The following is a 24007-nucleotide window of genomic DNA, read 5'->3' on the forward strand; positions in this document are numbered from 1 at the left end:
GAAACCTCGATTGCAGATCCGTGTTTAGGCCGGCGGCGCCTCGTCCGGCAAGGGCAGGCCGGACGCCTGCCCCTCTTTCTGGATGGCCGTTAGAGCCCGAGGCCGCCGAAGCAGGCATATTTGGTGTCGAGATAGTCGTCGATGCCCTGATGCCCGCCTTCGCGGCCGAGACCCGATTCCTTGACGCCGCCGAACGGCGCCTCCGGCGTTGTGATCAGGCCTTCATTGACGCCGACCATGCCGTATTTCAGGCCTTCCATGACCCGGAAGGCGCGGCCGAGATCGCTGGTGTAGAAATAGGCGGCGAGGCCGAACTCGGTGTCGTTGGCCAAAGCCACCGCCTCTTCCTCGGTCTCGAACTTGAATACGGGCGCCACCGGCCCGAAAATCTCTTCCTTCATGAAGCGCATCTTCGGGGTGGCGCCGGCGATGACGGTCGGCTGGAAGAACGAGCCGCCCAGCGCATGACGCTTGCCGCCGGCGACGACCTTGCCGCCCTTGGACGTTGCGTCGGCGATCAGTTCCTCGACCTTTTCGACCGCTTTCTCATCGATCAGCGGTCCCTGCTGCACGCCTTCCTCCAGGCCCGAGCCGACCTTCAGATTGTTGCTTGCCGCGGCGAGCTTCTCGACGAACTTGTCGTAGATGCCGGCCTGCACGAGGAAGCGGTTGGTGCAGACGCAGGTCTGACCGGAATTGCGGTACTTGGCAGTGATGGCGCCGGCCACCGCACGCTCGACGTCGGCATCGTCGAAGACCAGGAACGGCGCGTTGCCGCCGAGCTCCATCGACACTTTCTTGACCGTCGAGGCCGACTTCTGGATCAGGATCTTGCCGACCTCGGTCGAGCCGGTGAAGGTGATCTTCTTGACCAGCGGATTGGCGCAAATTTCGTCGCCGATCTCGGCGGCCGAACCGGTGACGACATTGACGACCCCCTTCGGGAAGCCAACTTCCTCGGCAAGCGCGCCCCAGGCAAGGCCCGAATAAGGCGTCTGCGAGGCCGGCTTGACCACCGCGGTGCAGCCGGCGGCCAAAGCCGGGCCGATCTTGCGGGCCAGCATCGAGGACGGGAAATTCCACGGCGTGATGGCGGCGATGACGCCGACCGGCTCCTTGGTCACCAGGATGCGGCGGTCGCCCCATGGCGACGGCACGATGTCGCCATAGGTGCGGCGGCCTTCCTCGGCGAACCAAAGGATGTAGGCCGCGGCGGAACCGATCTCGCCCTTGGATTCGAACAGCGACTTACCCTGTTCGATGGTGAGCAACTCGGCGAGCACGTCCTGATTGTCCATCATCGCGTCATGCAGCTTGCGCAAGAGCTTCGAGCGCTCGAGCGCGGTGGTCTTGCGCCAGCTCTTGAAGGCTTCCTCGGCGGCCTCGATGGCGCGGCGGGTTTCGGCCCTGCCGGCCTTCGGCACGGTGCCGATCTTGAGGCCCGTTGCCGGATTGTTGACGTCGATGGTCTGGCCGCTGTCGGCCTGCACCCATTCGCCATTGATGAGATTGGCCTGGCGCATGAAATGAGCGGTTTTCTGAAGCATGGTCTGGCCTCCGTTCGGCGCGCTGATCGGGCCGTTTTTCTGGATATCTGTTGGGGCGTGCTCAAGAGCAGCACGCCGGCGCATTGCTCTTACCTAGGGAAAGGCGGGCAAGCAATCACAAGATGGCATATAGGGGTTGGGCCAGCGAAATCGAGCGCGCGAGCGTCCGGTGCGCCTACCCGAAAATATGGACGACCACCGTCAGCCAGAACGACGTGGTCAGCACCGCGCTTGCCGTGGCAAGGGTCATCTGGTTCGAGGCCAGCGCCTGGCCAGTGTTGAACTGCACCGCGATGAGATAGGAATTGACGCCGGATGGCATCGCGGCCACCATCACCGCCACCTTGGCCGTCAAGGGTGGCAGGCCGAGCAGCCAGACGAAAACCAGGACCAGGGCCGGCATCAGGAACAGTTTCAGGACCGACAGCGCCAGCGCCGGCCTGACATTGCCCGAAATGCCGAAGCGGCGCAGGCTGAGCCCCATGCCGAACAACGCCACCGGCCCCGCCGTGCCGGCCAGCGCATCGGCCAGGCGCATGGCGACACGAGGCAGCGGCACGCCGGTGATGCGCCATGCAAGCCCCGCCAGAATGCCGATGACCAACGGATTGACGAACAGCCGCCTGAGGAAGTTACGGATAACGCGCAAAGGATGCACGTGTTCGCCGCTGCCGCGGCCGAACACTTCGAACAGCACGATCGAGGCCATCAGCATGATCGGCAGATGCACCGCCACCAGCAGAGACAGTACCTCAAAGCCATCTGCTCCGAATATGCCGAGGATAAAGGGCGCGCCGAGCAGCACGACATTGGAAAACGCCGACGACACGCCGCCGACGACACCGGCGCGGGCGTCCCGGCCGAAGACGCGCGTCGTGACCAGGTGGCCCGCCGCCCAGGTGATGGCGGCGGCCGCGAAATAAGCGCCCCACAGCGACCACGGCGTCACACCGTGGAAGTCCGATTTGACCATCGTCTGGAACAGGAGCAGCGGCATCGCCACGTTGATGGCGAATTCGGAAATGCCCTCCCCGCTTGCCGGCTTCAAATAGCCGGTGAACCCGGCCAGATAGCCGAGCGCCACAAGGCTGAAGACGAAAAGGACGGTTTCTGTGAGCGGAGTCATCTTTTGGGCGGAGACATTTTTCCCGTGATAGGCGAGCCCTGGCCGCCGTGCAATTGCGCCGCGCACCATTTGCCAGCTCCTCCGCTTGTTTTCCGTCCGGCTTTGCGGTCCCTATATGCCAATCACGGCCTTGGTCCCGCCGGGCCGCCGCCAAAGGACTTCTGATGCTGCGAATTGCTCTGGCGCTTTTTCTCCTTGCTGCTCCGAGCCTTGCCCACGCGACCGACGCCGGCTGGGCGCTGCTGCGTGATGGCGGCCATGTCGTGCTGCTTCGCCACGCCTTCGTCACCGGCGCTGCCGACCCGGCGAATTTCGCCATCGACAATTGCGCGACCCAGCTCAACCTGTCGGAGCGCGGCAAGCAGCAGGCAAGCCGCATCGGCGCGCTGTTCGCGGCCCGCGCGGCCCCGATCGATCACGTGCTCTCAAGCCGCTACTGCCGCTGCCTCGACACCGCCCGCATCGCTTTCGAGTCCGAGCCGCAGCCCTTCGCGCCGCTCGATCTGCTGAAAGTCGACCCCGCCGAGAAAGCCGCGCAAATCGCTGCGATCATGAAGGAGATCCGCGGCTATTCGGGTTCCGACAATCTGGTGCTCGTCACGCATCTCGAAGACATCGAGGCGCTCACCGGCGTAGCGCCACGCGAGGGCGAAGCCGTGGTGGTGGCGCCGGAAGGCGATGGCCTCAAGGTGCTCGGCCGCGTCACTTTCTGACGGCATCAGCCTGCACCGATCAGTGCTGTGGCTAAATTGCCACAACCAAAGGACGCCGCAAATCCGCTGTGACAATGCCGCTTGCGACAACCCGTCGCAGGGTCTATAGGCGCGCTCCCGGTCACGAAAACCGAAGCGAGCACAACGGTTGGAGCTTTCGCCTCCGCCCGCGCAGCCGGCTTTGCCGCGCTGTGTACGGAGCCGTTTCGGGTGTTGGGATCGCCGATGTAGCTCAGAGGTTAGAGCGCCGGATTTGGGTCCGGAGGTCAGGGGTTCGAGTCCCTTCATCAGCACCACGGATAGCTCAGTTTGGTTAGAGCGTCAGACCCCGAATCTGATTGTCGAAGGTTCGATTCCTTCTCCACTGGCCTGTTAAGCCATCTGAAAAACGGTCCGGGGACCGGAATGCGGGGACTTCAAGGACGGCAGGGCTTCGGCCTCGCCCGCCCGCGATGTCCTGCGCCATTGGCTCGCGGCCAGGCCCGCGGTGACGATCAAGGCGCGGCGCGGCCGGCAAGGGAAGCTTCGGCTTTCGGCGCCCGCTTCGCCGCCCCGCGATCCGCTCCCGAAGGCCCGCTGCGGATCGATGCCACCGGTCCCCGGATCATTCGTGCCCCGGGAACATGAAGTACGACGACGTGAAACGAGAAACGAAAGGATGATCGACGCATGACGTGACGCCTCGCATGGGGCCATGCCCGACAGGAGCAAGACAATGAAGACCATTCTCGAAAAGCTTCTCGGACGCCAGCGCGTCCTCGTGAAGGAAAACGAACGCGCCGTCGCCCTCCACAAGGGCGAGATCCAGGCTGTCCTGATGCCGGGCGAGCATTGGCTCGCCAACCGGCGGGGCAACCTGGAAATCTCCAGGCACGACCTGAAGAACCCGGAATTCGTTTCGGCGTACGAGAAGGCATTGTTCGACAAGCTCCCGGACGTGGCCGAGCGTCACTTCACCGTCGTTCGCACCGGGCGCACCGACATCGCCGTCATCGAGCGCGACGGCAATCTGCACGCCATTCTGGCTCCGGACCACAAGCTCGTGCTGTGGACCGATGCCGGGCCGTGGAAGGTGACGCTGGTCGAAACGGCCGTTGAACTAGCGATCGATCCGCCGGTCATGCGCCGCCTCGGCCAGGCCCGGAAGACGGAACTGATGTCCGTCCATCCGGTCGTCGACGGTCAGGTCGGGCTGCTGTTCGTGGACGGCGTGCTTGCCCGCACGCTTGAAGCGGGCGTGCACGCCTTCTGGAATGTCGGCCGCATGGTGCAGGTGAAGGTCGTCGATATCAAGCGCCAGTCGCTCGATGTCGCCGGGCAGGAAATGCTGACCAGGGATCGCGTGACGATCCGTATCAACATCGCCGCCGAATATCGGGTCGTCGATCCGGTCAAGGCGGTGAGCACGGTGAAGGACTTCTCGGAAGCCCTCTACCGCGCCCTGCAGTATGCCTTCCGCAAGACGCTTGGCGCGCTCACGCTCGACCAGATCCTCGACAGGAAGGTGACGGTCGACGATGAGGCGGCGGCCAAGGTGCGTGCAGACATGGCCGCGATCGGCGTCGAGGTCAGCGATATCGCCCTCAAGGATGTCATCCTGCCAGGCGATATGCGCGAGATCCTCAACCAGGTGGTTTCGGCCGAAAAGCAGGCCGAGGCCAACGTCATCCGCCGCCGTGAGGAGACGAACGCCACGCGTTCGCTGCTCAACACGGCCAAGGTAATGGCCGAGAACCCGGTGATGCTGCGGCTGAAGGAGCTTGAGGCTCTCGAAGCCATCGCCGGAAAGGTCGAGCGGCTCACCGTCCACAACGGGACGGGCGGGCTGCTCAACGATCTGGTCAAGCTCCGCGACAGCTGATGCATGTCGCCCAAAAGTGGTTCCGGTTTTGGGATAGTGACATGCATCGAAACAAAGACTGACGCGACGTTAAATGGAAGGGCCGCCGGGCCGACCGGCGGCCCTTCTTGCGTTTCCCAAGCCCGCTACCCATCTGCGCCCGGCGCATCAGGCCTTTTCCTGCCGGGAAAAACCGATTAGACAGCGCCCAAACAAGATGCGGACAGATTCCGCCCGCAACCGAAGGAAGAGCCCTTGTCCACCACGTTCGAGAAAGTCGCCAAGATCATTGCCGACACCAGCGAGATCGATATCGACACCATCACGCCGGAAAGCCACACCATCGACGACCTCGGCATCGACAGCCTCGATTTCCTCGATATCGTCTTCGCCATCGATAAGGAATTCGGCATCAAGGTGCCGCTCGAGAAGTGGACGCAGGAGGTCAATGACGGCAAGGCGTCGACCGACGATTACTTCGTCATGAAGAACCTTTGCGCCAAGATCGACGCCCTGATCGCGGCCAAGGCCGCCTGACCCACAACAGCAGCCGTCCCCCCATAACAGGCGCCCATGAGTTCCCACGACGTCGTCATCACCGGCATAGGCCTTGTCTCTTCGCTGGGAGAAGGCCCGGACGCGCATTGGCGGAAGCTTACACAGCCCGGCCTTGAGCCTGTCCTGGAGGCTGAGCGCTTCGCGCCTTATACCATTCATCCCTTGCCCGAGATCGACTGGAACCTGCAGATCGCCAAGCGCGGCGACCAGCGCCAGATGGAAACCTGGCAGCGCCTCGGCACCTATGTCGCCGGCCTTGCGCTGGACGACGCCGGCATCAAGGGTAACGACGTGCTTTGCGCGACCATGGACATGGTGGTGGCGGCCGGCGGCGGCGAGCGCGACGAGGCCGTGGACGCCGCGATCCTTGCGGCCTCCGAGAGCCGCAACGACCGCGACGTGCTGCTCAACGAGAAACTGACAACGGAATTGCGGCCGACGCTGTTCCTCGCCCAGCTCTCCAACCTGCTCGCCGGCAACATCTCGATCGTCCACAAGGTCACCGGCTCCTCCCGCACCTTCATGGGCGAGGAAGGCGCAGGCGTCTCGGCCGTCGAGACGGCGGCCGCGCGCATCCGTTCCGGCCAGTCGACCCATGTGCTGGTCGGCGGCGCCTTCCAGACCGCGCATTACGACATGCTGCTTGGCTACGAGCTCGCCGGTTACCTGCATCGCGGTGCCTGGAAGCCGGTCTGGCAACGCCAGGGCAGCGAAGGCGGCGGCGTGGTGACGGGCTCCGGCGGCGCCTTCCTGGTGCTGGAGCAGCGCGAGCACGCGAAGAGCAGGGGCCGCAAGATCTACGCCGAGCTTGGCCCCGTCCTGTCCGGCCGCGCCAGGCGCCGGCACGGCGAGTTGAACGCAGAGATCGCCGCGCTGCTGAAACAGGCGGCCCTTCCCGACGGCGAACTGCTTACGATTTCCGCCGCCTCCGGCGCCCACGCAGCCACGGCCGCAGAAAAGGCGGTGCTCGACGCCAATCCGTCGCTCGCCGTGCGCGCCTTCTCGACGCTGACCGGACATATGAAGGAAGCCCAATTCCCCTTTGCGGTTGCGCTCGCGGCAATGGCCGTCGACCGCAGGGCGGGTTACCCTGTCTTCGATGCCACAGTGGAGCGCCCATTCGAAGGCGCCCCAAATTCCGTCCTTGCAACCGCAATCGGCTATCACCAATTCGAGGGCCTGGGGCTGGTTAAAGCCGCTTAGAACGGTTTTTCCGCAATTCCAGGAAACCGCTACACACTTTTCCTGGAATTGCTCGATAACGAGGCAGACAAAGCATGGCCAATCTCCGCGACCACATGGGCAGGCCGATCGTCGCCGTGACCGGCATCGGCGTCGTGACGTCGCTGGGCATCGGCAAAAAAGACAATTGGACAGCGCTGACCTCGGGCAAATCCGGCATCCACCCGATCACCCGCTTTCCGGTCGATCACCTCAATACGCGCATTTCCGGCATGGTCGACTTCCTGCCGTCAAGTTCGAAGGGTGCCAGTCACCTCACCTACGAACTGGCGGAAACCGCCGCCCAGGAGGCCGTCTCGGAAGCTGGTTTGGATTCGGGCGATTTCGGCGGACCGCTGTTCCTGGCCTCGCCGCCGGTCGAACTCGACTGGGCCGACCGTTTCTCGCTCTACAATTCGGACAAGCAGGATGCGGGCGCCGAAAGGCTGCTCAGGGTCGCGCGCGGCCTGAAGCAACTCGACATTTTCGACACCACCCAGTTCGGCTCGATCGCCGACCGTCTCGCCGACCGCTTCGGCACGCGCGGCCTGCCGATCACGCTCTCGACGGCCTGTGCCTCCGGCGCCACCGCCATCCAGCTCGGCGTCGAGGCAATCCAGCGCGGCGAATGCGACAAGGCGCTGTCGATCGGCGCCGACGGCTCGGCCACCGCCGAGGCGCTGATCCGCTTCTCGCTGCTCTCGGCGCTTTCCACCCACAATGATATCCCCGGGAAGGCATCAAAACCCTTCTCCAAGGACCGCGACGGCTTTGTGCTGGCGGAAGGGTCCGGCGCGCTGGTGCTGGAATCGCTGGAAGCGGCCCTTGCGCGCGGCGCGACGATCCTCGGCATCATGCGCGGCTGCGGCGAAAAGGCCGACGACTTTCATCGCACCCGCTCCAAGCCCGACGGCTCGCCGGCGATCGCGGCCGTACGTGCCGCCCTTGCCGATGCGGGCCTTGGCGAAGACGAGATCGACTACGTCAACGCGCACGGCACCTCGACGCCGGAAAACGACAAGATGGAACACCTGTCGCTGTCGACCGTGTTCGGTGAGCGCATCGGCTCGATGCCGATCTCGTCGAACAAGTCGATGATCGGCCACACGCTGTCGGCCGCCGGTGCGGTGGAAGCCGCGTTCTCGCTGATGACCATGCGCGAAAGCGTCATTCCGCCGACGATCAATTACGACAATCCCGATCCCGCCATTGTGCTCGATGTCGTGCCGAACGAGAAGCGCAACGCCGAAGTCGGCACGGTTCTGTCGAATTCCTTCGGCTTCGGCGGCCAGAACACTTGCCTTGTCATGGCGCGGGAACCGGTCTAAGCGGTCGTTTTTCCGCTTCCACAATACCGACAGGCCAAATGCGCGCATTGCAACTTATCGAGGACCGCCGTCTCGAAACGGTGGACCTGCCGCCGCCCCCGCCGCCTTCACTCGGCGAAGTGACGCTGCGCATCAAGGCTGTGGCGCTCAACCATATCGATGTCTGGGGCTGGCGCGGCATGGCTTTTGCCAAGCGCAAGCTGCCGCTGGTCGTCGGCGCCGAAGCCGCCGGCGAGGTCGAGGCCGTCGGACCGGGCGTTTCCAATCTCCTGCCGGGACAATTGGTGTCGATCTACGGCGCGCGCACCTGCGGGCTGTGCCGTGCCTGCCGCGAAGGCCGCGACAATCTCTGCGAGCACGTATCGGGCGTCCACGGCTTCCACCTTGACGGCTTTGCCCAGGAAAAGATCAACCTGCCCGCGCGCCTCCTGGTGCCCGCCCCTCCCGGCGTCACGGAAATCGGCGCGGCGGTCGCGCCCGTCACCTTCGGCACGGTCGAGCATATGCTGTTCGATAACGCGAAGCTGGAACCGGGCGAGACCATACTTGTCCATGCCGGCGGCTCCGGCATCGGCAGCGCAGCGATCCAGCTCGCCAAGAAGATGGGCTGCGCGGTCATCACCACGGTTGGGTCGAACGACAAGATCGACAAGGCGAAGGCGCTCGGCGCCGACCAAGTCATCAACTACCGCGAGGATCGTTTCGAAGGCGTGGTGCGCAAGCTGACCAAGAAAAAGGGCGTCGACGTTGTGTTCGAGCATGTCGGCGCCGACACCTTTGCCGGCTCGATGCTATGCTTGAAGCGCGGCGGCCGCCTCGTCACCTGCGGCTCGACCTCCGGCGTGTCGACGCAAATCAACCTGATGCAGCTCTTCCAGCAGCAGCTGAAGCTGCTCGGATCCTTCGGCTGCCGCATGGAGAACATGGCCAATGCCATGCAGAAGATGGCGGCGGGACAGGTTGCGCCGGTCATCGACACCGAAGTCGGCTTCGACGGTATCGACACTGCGCTGAAGCGCATGGAAGGCCGCGACGTGTTCGGCAAGATCATCCTGCGCGTCTCCTGAAGCAAGATGGTCGGCAAGGTGTTCAGGAAAGCCCGCCGGGACTTCATGTTCCGCTACGGCCGGCGGCTGCGCCAGCTGGAGCACTGGCTGGTCGCCAGGCTTGCCATGGTGATGCTCTCGCTGCTGCGTCTTTTGCCGCCGGACAGCGCGCTCAACTTCGCCGACCGCGCCGCCCGCCGCATCGGTCCGCTGGTCGGCCGGCATCGGGTTGCGGTCGACAATCTGCGCCTTGCCTATCCGCAAAAGAGCGACGCCGAGATCGAGGCCATCGCGCTCGACATGTGGGGCAACATGGCTCGCCTGGCCGCCGAGTACATCTTCCTCGACGCGCTGTTCGACTTCGATCCGAACGCTTCGAAGCCGGGCCGGGTCGAGGTCCGCGGGGTCGAGCATTTCGCCGAAATCGCCGGCGAGAAGAAGCCGCACATCCTGTTCACCGGCCATCTCGGCAATTTCGAGCTGCTGCCGGTGGCCGCAGCCACTTTCGGCATGAACATCACGGCGCTGTTTCGCCCGCCGAACAACCCCTACCTCGCCGACTACATCCATTCGACGCGCCGCTCATCGATGGGTGCGCTGTTGCCCTCCTCCACCGGTGCGTCGTTCGCCCTTGCCGCGATCCTGGAGAATGGCGGCAATATCGGGGTGCTGGTCGATCAGAAATTTTCAGGCGGTGTGGAGACGACTTTCTTCGGACGCCCATGCCAGAGCAATCCGATGCTTGGCATACTCGCCCGCCACTATGACTGCGATGTCTACCCCGCGCGCTGCGTCCGGCTGCCGGGCAACCGCTTCCGTCTGGAAGTCGAGGACAAGCTGACCTTGCCGCGCACTCAAGACGGCAGCGTCGACGTCGATGCCGCCACCCAGCTTCTCACCGATGTCGTCGAGCGCTGGGTGCGCGAGGACCCCGGCCAGTGGATGTGGTTCCACAAGCGCTGGGAAATCAGCGGCCGCCGCCGCAAGCGCGGACAGGCCAAGGCCAAAGCCGGCCGGTAACTGGCCGGCTTTGCGTTCTCGGGATCAGTTGGCGACGACGATCCGCGTGTTGCCGAAGCCGGCTTCCTTGACCATCGCATAGAAGGTCGCGGCGTTGGCCGGATGCAGGCGCACGCAGCCATGCGACGCCGGCCGCCCGAGATTTCTGACCGCGCCGGTGCCGTGAATGGCGTAGCCGCCGTGGAAGAACACCGAATAGGGCATCGGCGAGTTGTCATACTTGCGCGAATACCACATCCGGGCCGTCCATTGCGGCCGGTAGTTGCCGCGCGGCGTGAAGTAGCCCTTGCGCGCAGTCGACACGTTCCAGCGGTAGAGCACCTGGCCGTATTTGGTGACGGTCATGGTCTGCGACGAGACGTCGATATTGGCCACCAGGTTGGCGGCCCGACTTGCGATAGACATGCCGAACAACGCGGTTGCCAGCACGGTTGCCATGAGAACGAACTTTTTCATGCGACCAAACCCCTTTGATTGCCCCCTGCCATTCGCGCGGTTTTTCCATCTTTTTGCCGGCAGTTGCGTTAAGTACCACACACTCCTTGACGATTTCGCCAATCCAATACGATGAATTTGAACGATTTTCCCGGCATAGTTGCCGCCGCGACACGCACCCTCTGGAGTTTAGGCACGAGCGTTGGGCCATGCCGGGATCGTCGTGTGGCAATGAACGACTGGTCGCTTGCAAAAGCGCCGCGTTCCTTCTTCAATCCGCCGGATGAATGAACGACTTCTCAAGGCGGTCGAGGACAGGGTCGACGACCTCGTTGCGCTGACCGCTGACCTGATCCGCTTCCCGACCGTCAACCCGCCAGGCGAAGCCTACCGGCCATGCGCCGAGTATCTCGGCGCGCGTCTCAGGAAGCTTGGCTTCGAAACCGAGTTCATCCGCGCCGAAGGCGCGCCCGGCGACAGCGATCGCTATCCGCGCGTCAATGTCGTCGCCCGCTTCGACGGCCGCTCGCCCGGCGCCTGCGTGCATTTCAACTCGCATATCGACGTGGTCGAGGCCGGCGACGGCTGGACCGTCGATCCCTTTGCCGGCGTGGTGAAGGACGGCAGGGTCTATGGTCGCGGCGCCTGCGACATGAAAGGCGGTCTGGCGGCCTCGGTCATCGCCGCCGAAGCCTTCATGGAAGTCTATCCCGACTTTCCCGGCGCCATCGAGATATCGGGCACCGCAGACGAGGAATCGGGCGGTTTCGGCGGCGTCGCCCATCTGGCAGGGCTCGGCTATTTCTCGAAGCCGAAGGTCGACCACGTCATCATCCCGGAACCGCTGAACAAGGATCGCATCTGCCTTGGTCATCGTGGCGTCTGGTGGGCCGAGATCGAGACCAAGGGCGAGATCGCGCATGGCTCGATGCCGTTCCTCGGCGACAATGCCGTGCGCCATATGGGCGCCGTCCTGCAGGCTTTCGAGGACGAGCTATTCCCGGCGCTCGATCGCAAGATGACGCGCATGCCGGTGGTGCCGGAAGGCGCCAAGCGCTCGACGATGAACATCAACTCGATCCATGGCGGCCAGACCGAGGATTTCCGGCCGGGGCTCCCTTCGCCCAACGTGCCGGACTGGTGCCGCCTCACCATCGACCGGCGCTTCCTGCTGGAAGAGGACATCGCCACCGTCAAAGGCGAAGTCACCCATATCCTCGAGCGGCTGAAGCGGGAGCGCAAAAAATTCGACTACGAGATCCGCGACCTGATGGAGGTGCTGCCGCTGATGACCGAGCGCGACGCTCCGGTGGTGAAGGCTGTCGCAAAAGGGATCATGGAGGTGTTCGACCGCGAGCCCGACTACGTGATCTCGCCCGGTACCTACGACCAGAAGCATGTCGCGCGCATCGGCCACCTCTATGACTGCATCGCCTATGGCCCCGGCATTCTTGACCTCGCCCACCGGCCGGACGAATGGGTAGGTATCGCCGACATGGTGGAATCGGCCAAGGTAATGGCGATCGGTCTCAATGTGCTCTTACGCGGCACGACCGGATGACAGGTAAAAACATTCCGCCTGGCGCCGCCGGGCAGCACGAAACGAAATTTACTCGCACGCGAAATCACGCTTCTATCCGCCGGCTTGAGCAGGTTTGAGCAATGGGAGTTCAGCGATGAAACTGTGGAAGACCATCCTGGCCGCGGCTGTGCTGTCGCTTGCCGCCGCCACGTCGGCCTTTGCCGCGCGCACCGATCTCACGCTCGGCATCGTGCTCGAGCCACCGCATCTCGATCCGACCGCCGGCGCGGCCGCGGCCATCGGCGAAATCACTTATGCCAATGTCTTTGAAGGGCTGACGCGCATCGACGACAACGGCCAGGTTCAGCCCGGTCTCGCCGAGAGCTGGGCCGTCTCCGACGACGGCAAGGTCTACACGTTCAAGCTGCATTCCGGCGTGAAGTTCCACGATGGCTCAGCCTTCGGCGCCGACGACGTGAAATTCTCGCTGGACCGGGCGCGCGCCAAGGATTCGCTCAATCCGCAAAAGCCGCTCTTTGCGCACATCACCGATGTCACGGCGGTCGATCCAGCGACAGTCAAGGTCACCCTCGAGGGTCCGCAGGGCAATTTCCTCTACGACATGGGCCAGGTTGCGGCGGTGATCGTGGGGAAAGGATCGGCCGACGGCAATAAGGACAAGCCGATCGGCACCGGTCCGTTCAAGCTCGATCACTGGGCCAAGGGTTCCGAGATCACGCTCGTCAAGAACCCGGACTACTGGGGTACACCCGCCGCACTCGACAAGGCGACATTCCGCATCGTTCCCGACGCCGCCGCGGCTGTCCCCGCCTTGCTCTCGGGCGACATCCAGGCTTTCGCCAACATGCCCGCACAAGACGCGCTCGAGCAGCTCCAGTCCGATCCGCGCTTCAGCGTCGTGGTCGGCTCGACCGAGGGCGAGACAATCCTGTCGATCAACAACAAGAAGCCGCCCTTCGACAAGCTTGCGGTGCGGCAGGCGCTCGCCTCGGCGATTGATCGCAGTGCCATCATCGACGCAGCCTCGAACGGTCTTGGAAAACCCATCGGCTCTCATTTCTCGCCAGGCGATGCGGGCTATGTCGATCTCACCGGCGTCTATCCGCACGATATCGCCAAGGCCAAGGAGTATCTGAAGGAAGCCGGGCTGGAGAACGGCTTCTCGGCCACGATCAAGCTGCCGCCCGTGCCCTATGCACGCGACGGCGGCCAGGTAATTCAGTCCCAACTGAAGGACATCGGGGTCAATCTGCAGATCATTCCGGTAGAATGGGCGGAGTGGCTGAGCCAGGTCTTCACCAACAAAGACTACGACCTGACGATTGTTTCCCATGTCGAGCCAAACGACATCGATATCTATTCGCGGCCCGGCTACTATTTCCAGTACGACAATCCGAAGTTCAACGATGTCATCAAGGAGCTCGGCGCCACGGTTGACAAGGACAAGAGGCTGGAGCTGCTGGGCGCGGCACAGAAGATTCTCGCGCACGACGTGCCCGCCGTCTATCTGTTCGAGCTGCCGAAGATCGGCGTCTGGGACGCTAAGCTGCAGGGCATGTGGACGAACTGGCCGATCGAGGCGGATGACCTGACCAAGGTGAAATGGACGGACTGAGGGTTGGCCGATAGGCGCGATCGCCCGATCGCTTCCCATGACCGCCTACCTCGTAAAACGCCTCATCATCGCGGCCCTCACCCTGGTGCTGGCCTCGATGGTGGTGTTCGCTGTCATGGAGATCCTGCCCGGAGACCCGGCGCGCCTGATGCTTGGCTTGAATGCCAGCGCCGATCAGGTTGAACAGCTGCGCAACCAGATGGGGCTGAACGCGCCGCTGGTCCTGCGCTACCTGCGTTGGGCGGGCGGGCTGCTCAGCCTCGATTTCGGCCGCTCCTACACCTATTCGGTGCCTGTCATCGACCTGGTGCGCGAACGCATTGCCGTTTCCCTGCCGCTGGCGCTGATTGCGCTGGCGCTCTCGACCATCATCGCCATTCCCGTCGGCGTGTTCTCCGCCAGCCGCCAGGGCCGGGCCGGCGATACGCTTGCCATGGGCGCCGCCCAGCTCGGCGTCGCCGTGCCGAATTTCTGGTTCGCGCTGATGCTGATTTACCTGTTTGCCGTGTGGCTGCATCTGGTCCCCGCCGGCGGTTTTCCCGGTTGGAGTTCCGGTATCTGGACGGCGTTGAAGTCCCTGCTGTTGCCGGCCGTGGCACTGGCGCTGCCGCAGGCGGCGATCCTGGCGCGCGTCGCTCGCTCGGCGCTGATCGAGGTGCTCAACGAAGATTATATCCGCACCGCTCGCGCCAAGGGCCTGCCCTATCGCGCCGTGCTCTGGCGCCACGCGCTGCGCAACGCCATGATCCCGGTGCTCACTATCCTCGGCCTGCAATTCGCCTTCCTGCTCGCCGGCACCATCATCATCGAGAATGTCTTTTACCTGCCCGGCCTCGGCCGGCTGATCTTCCAGGCCATCACCCAGCGCGACCTGATCGTGGTCGAGAGCATCGTCATGCTGCTGGTCGCCGCCGTGATCCTCATCAACCTCATCGTCGATTTCTCCTACGCCGTCGTCGATCCGCGCCTGCGAGGCCGGCAATGACCATGCGCATCGAGCTGCCCGAAGAAACCCTTGCCGGCGTGCTGGCCAAGGCCTTCGGCAACCGCTCTTTCCTGATCGGGCTCGTCATCACGCTGCTGATCGTGGCCGTCGCGCTCGTCTCGTTCCTTTGGACGCCTTACGACGTTACCAGGCTGGTGATTGCCGACAAGACGCAAGGTCCCTCGCAGGTGCATTGGTTCGGCACCGACCATTTCGGCCGCGACATCTTGTCGATGATCATGGTCGGCGCCCGCAATTCGATCGCCGTGGCGCTGGTCGCGGTCGGCATCGGCATGGGCATCGGCGTGCCGCTTGGCGCCTTCGCCGCCGCGCGCGGCGGAATGGCCGACGAGGCGCTGATGCGCGTCAACGACCTCGTCTTCGCCTTTCCGGCGTTGCTCTCGGCAATCATGATCACCGCGATCTTCGGTCCGGGCGCCGTCAACGCCATCATCGCCATCGGCATCTTCAACATCCCGGTTTTCGCCCGTGTCGCCCGCGCCGGCGCGCTGGCCATCTGGCCGCGCGAATTCATCCTCGCCGCGCGCGCCGCCGGCAAGGGAATGACGCGGATCAGCATCGAGCACATCCTGCCCAACATCGTGACGCTGCTGCTGGTCCAGGGCACGATCCAGTTCGCGCTGGGCATCCTGGCCGAAGCCGGGCTTTCCTATGTCGGCCTCGGCGCCCAGCCGCCGATGCCGAGCTGGGGCCGCATGCTGTTCGATGCGCAGACGCGCATGGTGACCGCGCCCTGGATGGCGATCTTTCCCGGCATGGCGATCGTCATCACCGTGCTCGGGCTGAACCTGCTCGGCGACGGCATCGCCGACATCCTCGATCCGAAATCGCGGCGGCGCAGATGAGCCTGCTCGAGATCGAGAACCTGTCGCTGGCGATCGGCGCCACACCGATCCTCAAAGGCGTGGAGCTGACAATCGCGCCCGGCGAGGTGGTCGGCCTGGTCGGCGAATCCGGCTCCGGCAAGTCGATGACGGCGCTGACAATCATGCGGCTGCTGCCGCATCTGGCGCGCGCCGAAGGCCGCGTCGCCTTCGACGGCATCGACCTCCTTGGCGCAACCGAGGATCAGATGTGCGCGTTGCGCGGCGACGATATCGGCATGGTCTTCCAGGAGCCGATGACGGCGCTCAACCCGGTCAAGACCATCGGCGAACAGGTCGCCGAAGGCATTCGCTGGCACACCAAGGCCGGCCGCGCCGAAGCCGAGCAACGCGCGCGAAAAATGCTCGACCGCGTGGGCCTGCCGGAAGCGAAGTTCCCAATGTCGCGCTACCCGCATGAACTGTCCGGCGGCCAGCGCCAGCGCGTCGTCATCGCCATTGCCTGCGCGCTGAAGCCGAAGCTCCTCATTGCCGACGAGCCGACGACGGCGCTCGACGTGGTGCTGCAGGCGCAGATCCTCGACCTTTTGCGCGATCTGGTCAGCGAAAACCGCATGGGCCTTCTGCTCATCTCGCACGACCTTGCCGTGGTGACCGAGATGGCCAGTCGCCTGACCATTCTGCGCCATGGCGAGGTGACGGAGGCCGGCGACACCGCGCGCACGCTGTCCGAGCAGCAGCATCCCTACACGCGTGAGCTGGCGCTTGCCTCCATGCATGTGCCGGCGCGCCCGAAACCGCACCTTGCCGGGTCGGCAAAGCCCTTGCTCGAGGTCGAAGGCGTCGGCCGGGATTATCCGGGTCGACGCAAGTCCCTGTTGCGGCCGGCGCAGCCGATCCGCGCCGTCGACGATGTCTCGCTGACTATCGAGCCTGCGCAATCGGTGGCGCTCGTCGGCCGTTCGGGCTGCGGCAAGTCCACGCTCGCCCGCATGATCCTGGCATTGGACAAGCCGACGGCGGGCACGATCCGATTTCGCGGCGAGGCCATCACGGGCAAGCCGGAGTCGGCGCTAAGGCCGGCCCGGCGCGACATGCAGGTCGTGTTCCAGGATCCTTATGGCTCCTTCGACCCGCGCCAGAAGGTTGAGAAACTGATAGCCGAACCGCTGCATCTTCTAGAGAAGCAGCCGTCCAAAACGGAACGCCGCGAGATGGTCGCGCATGCGCTCGACGAGGTGGGTCTCGGCCCGCGCGACATGGACAAATATCCGCATGAATTCTCGGGCGGCCAGCGCCAGCGCCTGTCGATCGCCCGCGCCATTATCACGCGGCCGAAACTGGTGGTGGCCGACGAGCCGGTCTCGGCGCTGGATGTCTCGATCCGCGCCCAGATCCTCGATCTTTTCGCCGAGCTCAACCAGAAGCTAGGCATCGCCTATCTCTTCATCACCCACGACCTGACGGTCGCCCGCGCAATGGCCGACGAGTTGCTGGTGATGCACGAGGGCCAAATCGTCGAGCGCGGCCGGACCGCCGACGTGCTCGACCATCCCCGCTCGGAAGCGGCGCAGGCGTTGGTCGCTGCAGCACCCGACCTTCATCGCGCCATCGCGCGGCGCATGCAGGAACAGGGGTAGCTCAGCCCTCCGGCTTCACCAAATCGACGGGGCTGATATCGAGCAGGTCAAGCGTGCGGCGCAGAAGCTTCACCTCGCTTTCGGCGAGCTTGGCGTCGGCCTTGGCGATCTCGGCCATGTGGCGCGCAAGGAGTTTCCGACGCTCGACATCGAGGTCGCGGAACAGCGCGATCGCCTGCGAGCCGTTGGTCTCGTAGCCAAAATCGTTGAGATATTCGACGACGCTGTCGATCGAGGTCTCCGGGATGCCGAAGGCTTCCTTGCAGATACGCCGGAACACAACCATCTCGCTCTCCGAGACCGAACCGTCGGCCAGGATCATGCGGAACAGCATCAAAAGTTCCGCCGACAGCACAGGGTCGTCCGCCACCTTGCGCACACCCGGGTCACCGTCGAAGATCGAACGTATCTGATCGAGCAGCGCCATCGCCATCAGCTCCCCTTTGCGATTCCACCTGATTGTTAGCGTGGAATTGCTCTTGCGCAAACGGGGAGAGCGTGATGGAAGCTGCGGCCTCCCTCCTCGCGACCCTCCCCGATGATCGACCTTAGCCTGCAGACCGTCCTGATACTGATCGCAGCCGCCTTTGCCGCCGGCTTAGTCGATTCGATCGCCGGCGGCGGCGGGCTGATCACGATCCCGGCCCTGCTGCTCGCCGGCTTTTCGCCGGTCGCAGCACTCGGCACCAACAAATTGCAGGGCATGTTCGGTTCCGGCTCGGCCACCATCCATTATGCCGCCAACGGCCAGGTCGACCTGCGCCGCCAGCTGCCGTCGGCGCTGCTGGCGCTTGTCGGCGGCGCGGTCGGCGCCCTGTTGGCGACGGTCGTGCCCGGCGATTTCCTGCGCGCCCTGCTGCCGCTGCTTCTGATTGCCATCGCGCTCTACTTCGCCCTGAAGCCGAACATGGACGACGTCGACCGCGCCGAGCGGCTGTCGCCCTTCCTGTTTGGGCTGATCATCCCGCCGCTGGTCGGCTTCTATGACGGCGTCTTCGGTCCCGGCGCCGGCTCCTTCTACATGCTCGCGTTCGTCACGCTCGCCGGCTATGGCGTGCTCAAGGCGACGGCGCACACCAAGCTGCTCAACTTCGCCTCCAACATCGGCGGCTTCATTATCTTCGCCGCCGTCGGCGTCATCGACTGGAAGATCGGCCTGATGATGGGCGTGGCGCAATTCATCGGCGCCCGTGTCGGCGCAAGCCTGGCCATCCGGATCGGCGCGAAGCTGATCAAACCGTTGCTGGTGATCGTGTGCGTGGCGCTGGCGATCAAGCTGCTGGCCGACCCGGCCAATCCATTGCGACAGCTCATTGGTGTGTGAGGCTCCTGCTGGTACAGTTCGTGCGTTGCGAATCATGTTGGAGGGATAGACATGAATCTCAGTGCACCCACCCAGCTCGTGTTCATTATTTCGTTGGTCATTGCCATCATCGGCCTTCTCGCCGCTGTTGGTGTTCTTGCATTCATTCCTCTCGCGGCGGTGTGGATCATGCTCATCGCCTATATCGTGCTCGCCGCCGGCTGCCTGATGCGCGGCGCTTGAAAGCAATTCCAGGAAAAGTGTGCAGCGGTTTTCCGTCCGGAATTGCGTGAATCACTTTAGGCAATCTCAGGCAACTCGGAGCGCCCGGCCTTGCGGGGCGCTTTTGATTTTTGAGAACGTAGTCTGATAGGCTGGCGCCATGTCCGACGAGACAGAGCGCCATCGGCAAGACAATCGGTCCCCAGCTCTTCACTTTGAGATGGTCCGGCGCGCTGCTCCTGTGTCGCTCAACGGCATCGTCACGGATATCTGCGGCTATCGCGAGATATGTCCCGGCCATTTCCGCATCGTCGAATATGCCTCGCTCACCGTGCCGCTGGTGATCAGTTTTGCCGACGCCTTCGCGATCGGGCTCGGCCACCCCCCGGGCGACAACGACCGCTACGCCAGCTTCGCCGCTGGCCTCTATGCCGGTCCGGTGATGATCGAATCCTTCGGCGGCTCCTGCTGTGTCCAGGTCAATTTCACGCCGCTTGGCGCCAGGCAATTCTTCGGCCTGCCGATGAGCGAGTTGCGGGATCGCATGATCGGATTGGACGATGCGCTGGGCTTTGACGGCATCGCGCTGCGCGAGCGGCTTGGCGAGGCGTCGGATTGGGACACGCGCTTCGACATAGCCGAGGGCTTCATCGCTGGCCGCCTTGTGGAGGCGAATGCGCTTTCGCCGGAAATCGCCTGGGCCTACAAGACGGTCATCGCGTCGGGCGGCCGCACGCGCATTACGGCGATCGCGGGCGAGATCGGCTGGAGCCGCAAGCATCTGGCGGCAAAATTCACCGACGCGATCGGCATAGGCCCGAAGACATTGTCGCGCATCGTGCGCTTCAACCGCGCGCTCTCGCTATCCAAACAGAAAGAAGATGGCTGGGTCGGCATCGCCGCCGATTGCGGCTATGCCGACCAGGCGCATCTGGTTCGCGAATTCCGCCAGCTTGCCGGCGAAACGCCGACCGCGCTCACCGCGTTGATGTAGGCAGGTAACATTTCTTCAAGACGCGGAATCCGCCTTCGCGCAGACTGGCATTCATCAACCGACACAGGGAGATTGTCATGTCCGCAGCAAACGAAGCACCCCGCCTCTATCCGGCCCTTCGCTACAGGAACGCCTCGACAATGATCGACTGGCTCTGCGAGGCCTTCGGCTTCGAGGTCCGCGCCCGCTATGGCGAGGGCGACATCATCTACCACGCCGAGCTGACCTTCGGTTCCTCGATGATCATGCTGGGCACCGCGCGCGACGACGATTACGGCAAGATGGTCGGCGAGCCCGGCGGTGGTGGAGGCAAGTCGATCTATATCGCCGTCGATGACGCCGATGCCGCCTATGCCAAGGCGAAGAAGGCGGGCGCCAAGATCATCCAGGAACTGATCGACCGCGACTATGGCAGCCGCGAGTTCATCTGCCTCGATCCGGAAGGCAATGTCTGGTCGTTCGGCACATATTGGCCGAAGGCCGGGGAGAACGGTTGAGTCCTCCGCCAACGCTCAAGGTTGGCGAAAGCGACCCAACTTCGTCATCCACGGGACGGGCGTTGCAGCCAATCGCCAAGGCAGCGACTCCATCAATGCATCGAAGTCGACTCGTCAAAGCCTCTGAATCGAGCAATCAGCGAGCCAGCGCAAAAATCGCGTCGCGGTCGAGATGCCTCTCCAACTCCGCCGCGACCTCGTCCAGCGCCTTCTCGACCTCGGCGCGGTAGTCGATGCCGCCTCCCCCGACACCAAGGCTCTCCAGATACGCGGCGCGAAAAGCGTCGGCGGAAAACAGCCCGTGCAGATAGGTGCCGATCACCTTGCCATCGGCGGAAATCGCACCGTCCTCGACGCCGTTGAGGATCGCCGACGGCCGCGCCGTGTCCGGGCCGGTGGTGCGGCCGAGATGGATTTCGTAGCCCTCGAGCGGCAGGCCGAACTGTACCGAATGCGCGCTTGAATTGCGCACTGTCTTTTCAGGCTCCATCACCGTTTCGATGTCGAGCAGGCCGAGGCCCTCGGCTTCGGTCACGCTGCCTTCGATGCCGTCTGGATCGCGCACCGCGCGGCCGAGCATCTGGTAACCGCCGCAGATGCCGACGACATGACCGCCGCGCTTGCGATGGGCGGCAAGATCGCGATCCCAGCCGTTCTCGCGGAATTTGAGGAGGTCGCCGATGGTCGATTTCGAGCCGGGAATGACCACCAGCCCAGCATCTTCCGGCAATTTCTTGCCCGGCGGCACGAACACCACCTCGACCTGTGGTTCGGCCTTGAGCGGATCGAGATCGTCAAAATTGGCGATGCGCGCCAGCATCGGCACCGCCACCTTCAGCGCTCGTTTCTCGCCGGAAGCGAGACGTTCGAGCACGACGGAATCCTCGGAAGGCAGCCGGCCGGCGGCCTTCAGCCACGGCACGACGCCGAAGCAGCGCCAGCCGGTGAATTTCCCGATCGCGTCTATCCCGTCGTCAAACAACGAAACGTCGCCGCGAAACTTGTTGATCAGATAGCCGGCGATCATGCGCCGGTCTTCCTCGGGCAGGATGAGATGTGTGCCGGCGACAGAGGCAATGACACCGCCGCGATCGATATCGCCGACCAGGATCACCGGCACATTGGCGCGCGTCGCAAAACCCATATTGGCGATGTCGCGGCTCCTGAGGTTGATCTCGGCTGGCGAGCCGGCGCCCTCGACGATGACCAGGTCGGCGCCCTCGCCCACCTTGGCCCAGGAATCGAGAACAGCGTCCATCAGCCCGGCCTTCATCGCCTGGTAGTCGCGCGCCCGCGCCTCGCCATACACCTTGCCCTGCACCACCACTTGCGAGCCGATGTCGCTCTGTGGCTTGAGCAGCACAGGGTTCATATGCACCGTCGGACGAACCCCACAGGCCAGCGCCTGCAGCCATTGCCCGCGGCCGATTTCACCGGCGGCGGCCTTGTCGTCGCCGGGAATGTCGGCGACGGCGGCATTGTTCGACATGTTCTGCGGCTTGAACGGCCTGACCTTCAGCCCACGATTCCGCGCCGCGCGGCAAAGCCCCGCCACCAGCACGGTCTTGCCGACATCCGAGCCAGTGCCTTGCAGCATGATCGCCCTGGCCATCAGCCTCGGCCTCCTGAGCCAATAGTCGACTTTTGCGCCAGCGGCCCACCGCGCCAGATATAGAGCGCCATCAGCGGTTCCTTGCCCGTGCGCATGGCATGATTGACGTTGGAGGCGTGGCGAATGACCTCTCCGGCCTCGCGAATGTGGAAATCGCCCTCGCCCATCCGCCATTGCGTGCCGCCGGTCAGCGGGATGTAGATTTCCTCGGCGATGTGATGGTGGTCGGGATAGACGATGTCCGGCCCGAGGACCAACAGGCCGGCCGCGACCTCGTCATTGACGAAATGCCCGCGCGTGCCGAACACCTCTAGCCAGCCGTAATTGTCGATGAAGCCCTGCCCGAAATCGGCGGCGGTATAGGTTTGCCCCCAGCGTAGCTCATTGCGATGGTCGGCAACGAACCGGGTGAGCGGCTTGGTGTCCGCCGATGCAAGCCCGGCGATGCGGTCGAGATGGCCAAGGCAGCCAAGCGAGCGCGGTTCGAGGGAACGGGCAGGCATATCCCAGCCAATGCGCGCGGCTTCGCCCGCGACCATCGCGCTGTCGATACCGGCGAGACAATCGCGAAACCGGTCCAGCAACTCATCGAAAATTGTCGACACCCAAGAGCTCCGTTCGTCATTTCACGCACAGCCGGTCCGCAGCAAGCCGGGTTGCGCGGCGGCATCATTGGTCTAGATTGAACGGCGCGCAAAGCCAAAAACGACAGGCCAGAAGGCCTGAAACGACAGGGAGCACGCCATGGACGCGACAGTCGATGCGGGCGCTGGCCAATTCGAACTCAACGAGGAACAGCGCGCGATCCAGGAGATGGCCCAAGCCTTCGCGGCGGACCGCGTCGCGCCCAATGCGCTCGACTGGGACCGCGCAAAGCACTTCCCCGCCGATGTGATCCGGGAGACAGGACCGCTCGGCCTTGGCGGCATCTATGTCCGCGACGATGTCGGCGGCTCGGCGCTCGGCCGGCTGGACGCGGTGCTGATCTTCGAGGCGCTGGCCCACGCCGATCCGGCCTTCTCTTCCTTCATTTCCATCCACAACATGGCGGCCTCGATGATCGACCGCTTCGGCTCAGATGAGCAGCGCCAGCGCCTCCTGCCGAAATTGACCTCGATGGAATGGCTGGCGAGCTATTGCCTGACCGAGCCCGGCTCGGGTTCAGATGCCGCCGCGCTGAAGACGCGGGCGACGAAAAGCGGCGGCGACTATGTGCTCAACGGCGCCAAGCAGTTCATCTCCGGTGCCGGCGACAGCGACCTCTACGTGGTGATGGCGCGTACCGGGGCCGACGGTCCGAAGGGAATCTCCACGTTCGTCGTGCCCAAGGATGCCCCCGGGCTCTCCTTCGGCGCCAACGAACACAAGATGGGCTGGCACATGCAGTCGACCCGGCAGGTCATCTTCGAGGACTGCAAGATCCCTGCCGAGAACCTGCTTGCAGCGGAAGGCGCCGGCTTCGGCATCGCCATGGCCGGGCTCGATGGCGGCCGGCTCAACATCGCCGCCTGCTCGCTGGGCGGCGCGCAGTCGGCGCTCGACAAGGCCCTTGCCTATACGGCCGAGCGCAAGGCCTTTGGGTCCAAGATCAACCAGTTTCAGGCGCTGCAGTTCAGGCTGGCCGACATGGAGACGGAGCTGCAGGCGGCCCGCATCTTCCTCTACGCCGCGGCCTCGAAGCTCGACCGCAAGGCGCCGGACGCCGGCAAATGGTCGGCAATGGCCAAGCGCTTCGTCACCGATATCGGCTTCGACATCGCCAACGAGGCGCTGCAACTGCATGGCGGCTATGGCTACCTGCACGACTACGGCGTCGAGAAGCTGGTGCGCGACCTGCGTGTCCACCAGATCCTCGAAGGCACCAACGAGATCATGCGAGTCATCATCGCGCGGGCGCTGATCGGGCGCTGACGGCTT

At 64.0% G+C, this 24007-nt stretch carries 23 protein-coding genes and 2 tRNA genes; 19 read left to right on the forward strand and 6 right to left on the reverse strand.

What is annotated here, in order from left to right; all coding sequences use genetic code 11:
• Positions 1 to 89: 89 nt before the first annotated feature.
• Both AC0L2L_RS07520 and AC0L2L_RS07525 read right to left on the reverse strand, forming a co-directional pair.
• The gene (locus AC0L2L_RS07520; RefSeq protein ID WP_473577233.1) at positions 90 to 1547 is read right to left on the reverse strand and encodes an NAD-dependent succinate-semialdehyde dehydrogenase; all 1458 of its coding nucleotides are present in this window, start codon (positions 1545 to 1547) and stop codon (positions 90 to 92) included.
• A gap of 175 nt (positions 1548 to 1722) precedes the next feature.
• Complete coding sequence (locus AC0L2L_RS07525) at positions 1723 to 2673, reverse strand: AEC family transporter (RefSeq protein ID WP_473577525.1); 951 nt, start codon at positions 2671 to 2673, stop codon at positions 1723 to 1725.
• A gap of 164 nt (positions 2674 to 2837) precedes the next feature.
• On the opposite strand from AC0L2L_RS07525, the gene AC0L2L_RS07530 reads away from it, so the two are divergent.
• The 9 genes from AC0L2L_RS07530 to AC0L2L_RS07570 all read left to right on the forward strand — a co-directional run bounded on the left by AC0L2L_RS07530 (position 2838) and on the right by AC0L2L_RS07570 (position 10399).
• Positions 2838 to 3386 carry a histidine phosphatase family protein gene (locus AC0L2L_RS07530; protein WP_473577234.1) on the forward strand — a complete coding sequence of 183 codons (549 nt, stop codon included), beginning with the start codon at positions 2838 to 2840 and terminating at the stop codon, positions 3384 to 3386.
• Positions 3387 to 3607: 221 nt separating this feature from the next.
• Positions 3608 to 3682 (forward strand) — tRNA-OTHER (locus AC0L2L_RS07535).
• A 2-nt stretch (positions 3683 to 3684) separates the two neighbouring features.
• Positions 3685 to 3754 (forward strand) — tRNA-Arg (locus AC0L2L_RS07540).
• 347 nt (positions 3755 to 4101) lie between these two features.
• Positions 4102 to 5247, forward strand: a complete 1146-nt coding sequence (locus AC0L2L_RS07545; protein ID WP_473577235.1) for a slipin family protein — start codon at positions 4102 to 4104, stop codon at positions 5245 to 5247.
• A gap of 234 nt (positions 5248 to 5481) precedes the next feature.
• Positions 5482 to 5763 carry an acyl carrier protein gene (locus tag AC0L2L_RS07550; protein WP_473577237.1) on the forward strand — a complete coding sequence of 94 codons (282 nt, stop codon included), beginning with the start codon at positions 5482 to 5484 and terminating at the stop codon, positions 5761 to 5763.
• A gap of 36 nt (positions 5764 to 5799) precedes the next feature.
• The gene (locus AC0L2L_RS07555; RefSeq protein WP_473577238.1) at positions 5800 to 6987 is read left to right on the forward strand and encodes a beta-ketoacyl-ACP synthase; all 1188 of its coding nucleotides are present in this window, start codon (positions 5800 to 5802) and stop codon (positions 6985 to 6987) included.
• A gap of 74 nt (positions 6988 to 7061) precedes the next feature.
• Complete coding sequence (locus AC0L2L_RS07560; protein WP_473577239.1) at positions 7062 to 8333, forward strand: beta-ketoacyl-ACP synthase; 1272 nt, start codon at positions 7062 to 7064, stop codon at positions 8331 to 8333.
• A gap of 38 nt (positions 8334 to 8371) precedes the next feature.
• On the forward strand, positions 8372 to 9400 hold the full coding sequence (locus AC0L2L_RS07565) for a zinc-binding dehydrogenase (protein ID WP_473577240.1): 1029 nt from the start codon (positions 8372 to 8374) through the stop codon (positions 9398 to 9400).
• Positions 9401 to 9406: 6 nt separating this feature from the next.
• Positions 9407 to 10399, forward strand: a complete 993-nt coding sequence (locus AC0L2L_RS07570) for a lipid A biosynthesis lauroyl acyltransferase (RefSeq protein WP_473577242.1) — start codon at positions 9407 to 9409, stop codon at positions 10397 to 10399.
• A gap of 24 nt (positions 10400 to 10423) precedes the next feature.
• Here the strand turns inward: AC0L2L_RS07570 and AC0L2L_RS07575 are convergent, their stop codons facing one another.
• Positions 10424 to 10855 carry a L,D-transpeptidase gene (locus AC0L2L_RS07575; protein WP_473577243.1) on the reverse strand — a complete coding sequence of 144 codons (432 nt, stop codon included), beginning with the start codon at positions 10853 to 10855 and terminating at the stop codon, positions 10424 to 10426.
• A gap of 262 nt (positions 10856 to 11117) precedes the next feature.
• Here AC0L2L_RS07575 and AC0L2L_RS07580 point away from each other — a divergent pair, with 262 nt between their 5' ends.
• The 5 genes from AC0L2L_RS07580 (at position 11118) to AC0L2L_RS07600 (ending at position 17462) form a co-directional block, all read left to right on the forward strand.
• Positions 11118 to 12395: an acetylornithine deacetylase/succinyl-diaminopimelate desuccinylase family protein gene (locus AC0L2L_RS07580; protein WP_473577245.1), complete on the forward strand. Its 1278-nt coding sequence runs from the start codon at positions 11118 to 11120 to the stop codon at positions 12393 to 12395.
• A gap of 115 nt (positions 12396 to 12510) precedes the next feature.
• Positions 12511 to 13992, forward strand: a complete 1482-nt coding sequence (locus AC0L2L_RS07585; RefSeq protein ID WP_473577246.1) for an ABC transporter substrate-binding protein — start codon at positions 12511 to 12513, stop codon at positions 13990 to 13992.
• Between the two features lie 37 nt (positions 13993 to 14029).
• On the forward strand, positions 14030 to 14977 hold the full coding sequence (locus AC0L2L_RS07590; RefSeq protein WP_473577247.1) for an ABC transporter permease: 948 nt from the start codon (positions 14030 to 14032) through the stop codon (positions 14975 to 14977).
• Positions 14974 to 15843 carry an ABC transporter permease gene (locus AC0L2L_RS07595; RefSeq protein WP_473577249.1) on the forward strand — a complete coding sequence of 290 codons (870 nt, stop codon included), beginning with the start codon at positions 14974 to 14976 and terminating at the stop codon, positions 15841 to 15843. Before AC0L2L_RS07590 ends, AC0L2L_RS07595 begins: the two co-directional genes overlap by 4 nt.
• A complete protein-coding gene (locus tag AC0L2L_RS07600; RefSeq protein ID WP_473577251.1) occupies positions 15840 to 17462 on the forward strand; it encodes an ABC transporter ATP-binding protein in 1623 nt (540 codons plus the stop codon). Before AC0L2L_RS07595 ends, AC0L2L_RS07600 begins: the two co-directional genes overlap by 4 nt.
• Position 17463: 1 nt before the next feature.
• Here the strand turns inward: AC0L2L_RS07600 and AC0L2L_RS07605 are convergent, their stop codons facing one another.
• Entirely contained in the window at positions 17464 to 17895 is a 432-nt protein-coding gene (locus tag AC0L2L_RS07605) for a TerB family tellurite resistance protein (protein WP_027167173.1), read from the reverse strand.
• A gap of 105 nt (positions 17896 to 18000) precedes the next feature.
• Here AC0L2L_RS07605 and AC0L2L_RS07610 point away from each other — a divergent pair, with 105 nt between their 5' ends.
• From AC0L2L_RS07610 to AC0L2L_RS07625, 4 genes are all read left to right on the forward strand, one after another.
• Positions 18001 to 18786 carry a TSUP family transporter gene (locus AC0L2L_RS07610; RefSeq protein WP_473577252.1) on the forward strand — a complete coding sequence of 262 codons (786 nt, stop codon included), beginning with the start codon at positions 18001 to 18003 and terminating at the stop codon, positions 18784 to 18786.
• 51 nt (positions 18787 to 18837) lie between these two features.
• Positions 18838 to 19008 (forward strand): hypothetical protein, encoded by a 171-nt coding sequence (locus tag AC0L2L_RS07615; protein WP_473577254.1) that lies wholly within the window; start codon positions 18838 to 18840, stop codon positions 19006 to 19008.
• Between the two features lie 139 nt (positions 19009 to 19147).
• The gene (locus AC0L2L_RS07620; RefSeq protein ID WP_473577255.1) at positions 19148 to 19981 is read left to right on the forward strand and encodes a helix-turn-helix domain-containing protein; all 834 of its coding nucleotides are present in this window, start codon (positions 19148 to 19150) and stop codon (positions 19979 to 19981) included.
• A 77-nt stretch (positions 19982 to 20058) separates the two neighbouring features.
• Positions 20059 to 20478: a VOC family protein gene (locus AC0L2L_RS07625; protein ID WP_473577257.1), complete on the forward strand. Its 420-nt coding sequence runs from the start codon at positions 20059 to 20061 to the stop codon at positions 20476 to 20478.
• 136 nt (positions 20479 to 20614) lie between these two features.
• Here the strand turns inward: AC0L2L_RS07625 and AC0L2L_RS07630 are convergent, their stop codons facing one another.
• On the reverse strand, positions 20615 to 22090 hold the full coding sequence (locus tag AC0L2L_RS07630) for a cobyric acid synthase (protein ID WP_473577258.1): 1476 nt from the start codon (positions 22088 to 22090) through the stop codon (positions 20615 to 20617).
• Positions 22090 to 22695: a dimethylsulfonioproprionate lyase family protein gene (locus AC0L2L_RS07635; RefSeq protein WP_473577260.1), complete on the reverse strand. Its 606-nt coding sequence runs from the start codon at positions 22693 to 22695 to the stop codon at positions 22090 to 22092. The genes AC0L2L_RS07630 and AC0L2L_RS07635 overlap by 1 nt, the downstream gene beginning before the upstream one ends.
• Positions 22696 to 22834: 139 nt before the next feature.
• Between AC0L2L_RS07635 and AC0L2L_RS07640 the strand changes: the two genes are divergently transcribed.
• Positions 22835 to 24001: an isobutyryl-CoA dehydrogenase gene (locus AC0L2L_RS07640; protein WP_473577262.1), complete on the forward strand. Its 1167-nt coding sequence runs from the start codon at positions 22835 to 22837 to the stop codon at positions 23999 to 24001.
• Positions 24002 to 24007 lie beyond the last annotated feature (6 nt).

Source organism: Mesorhizobium sp. WSM4832, assembly GCF_055811115.1.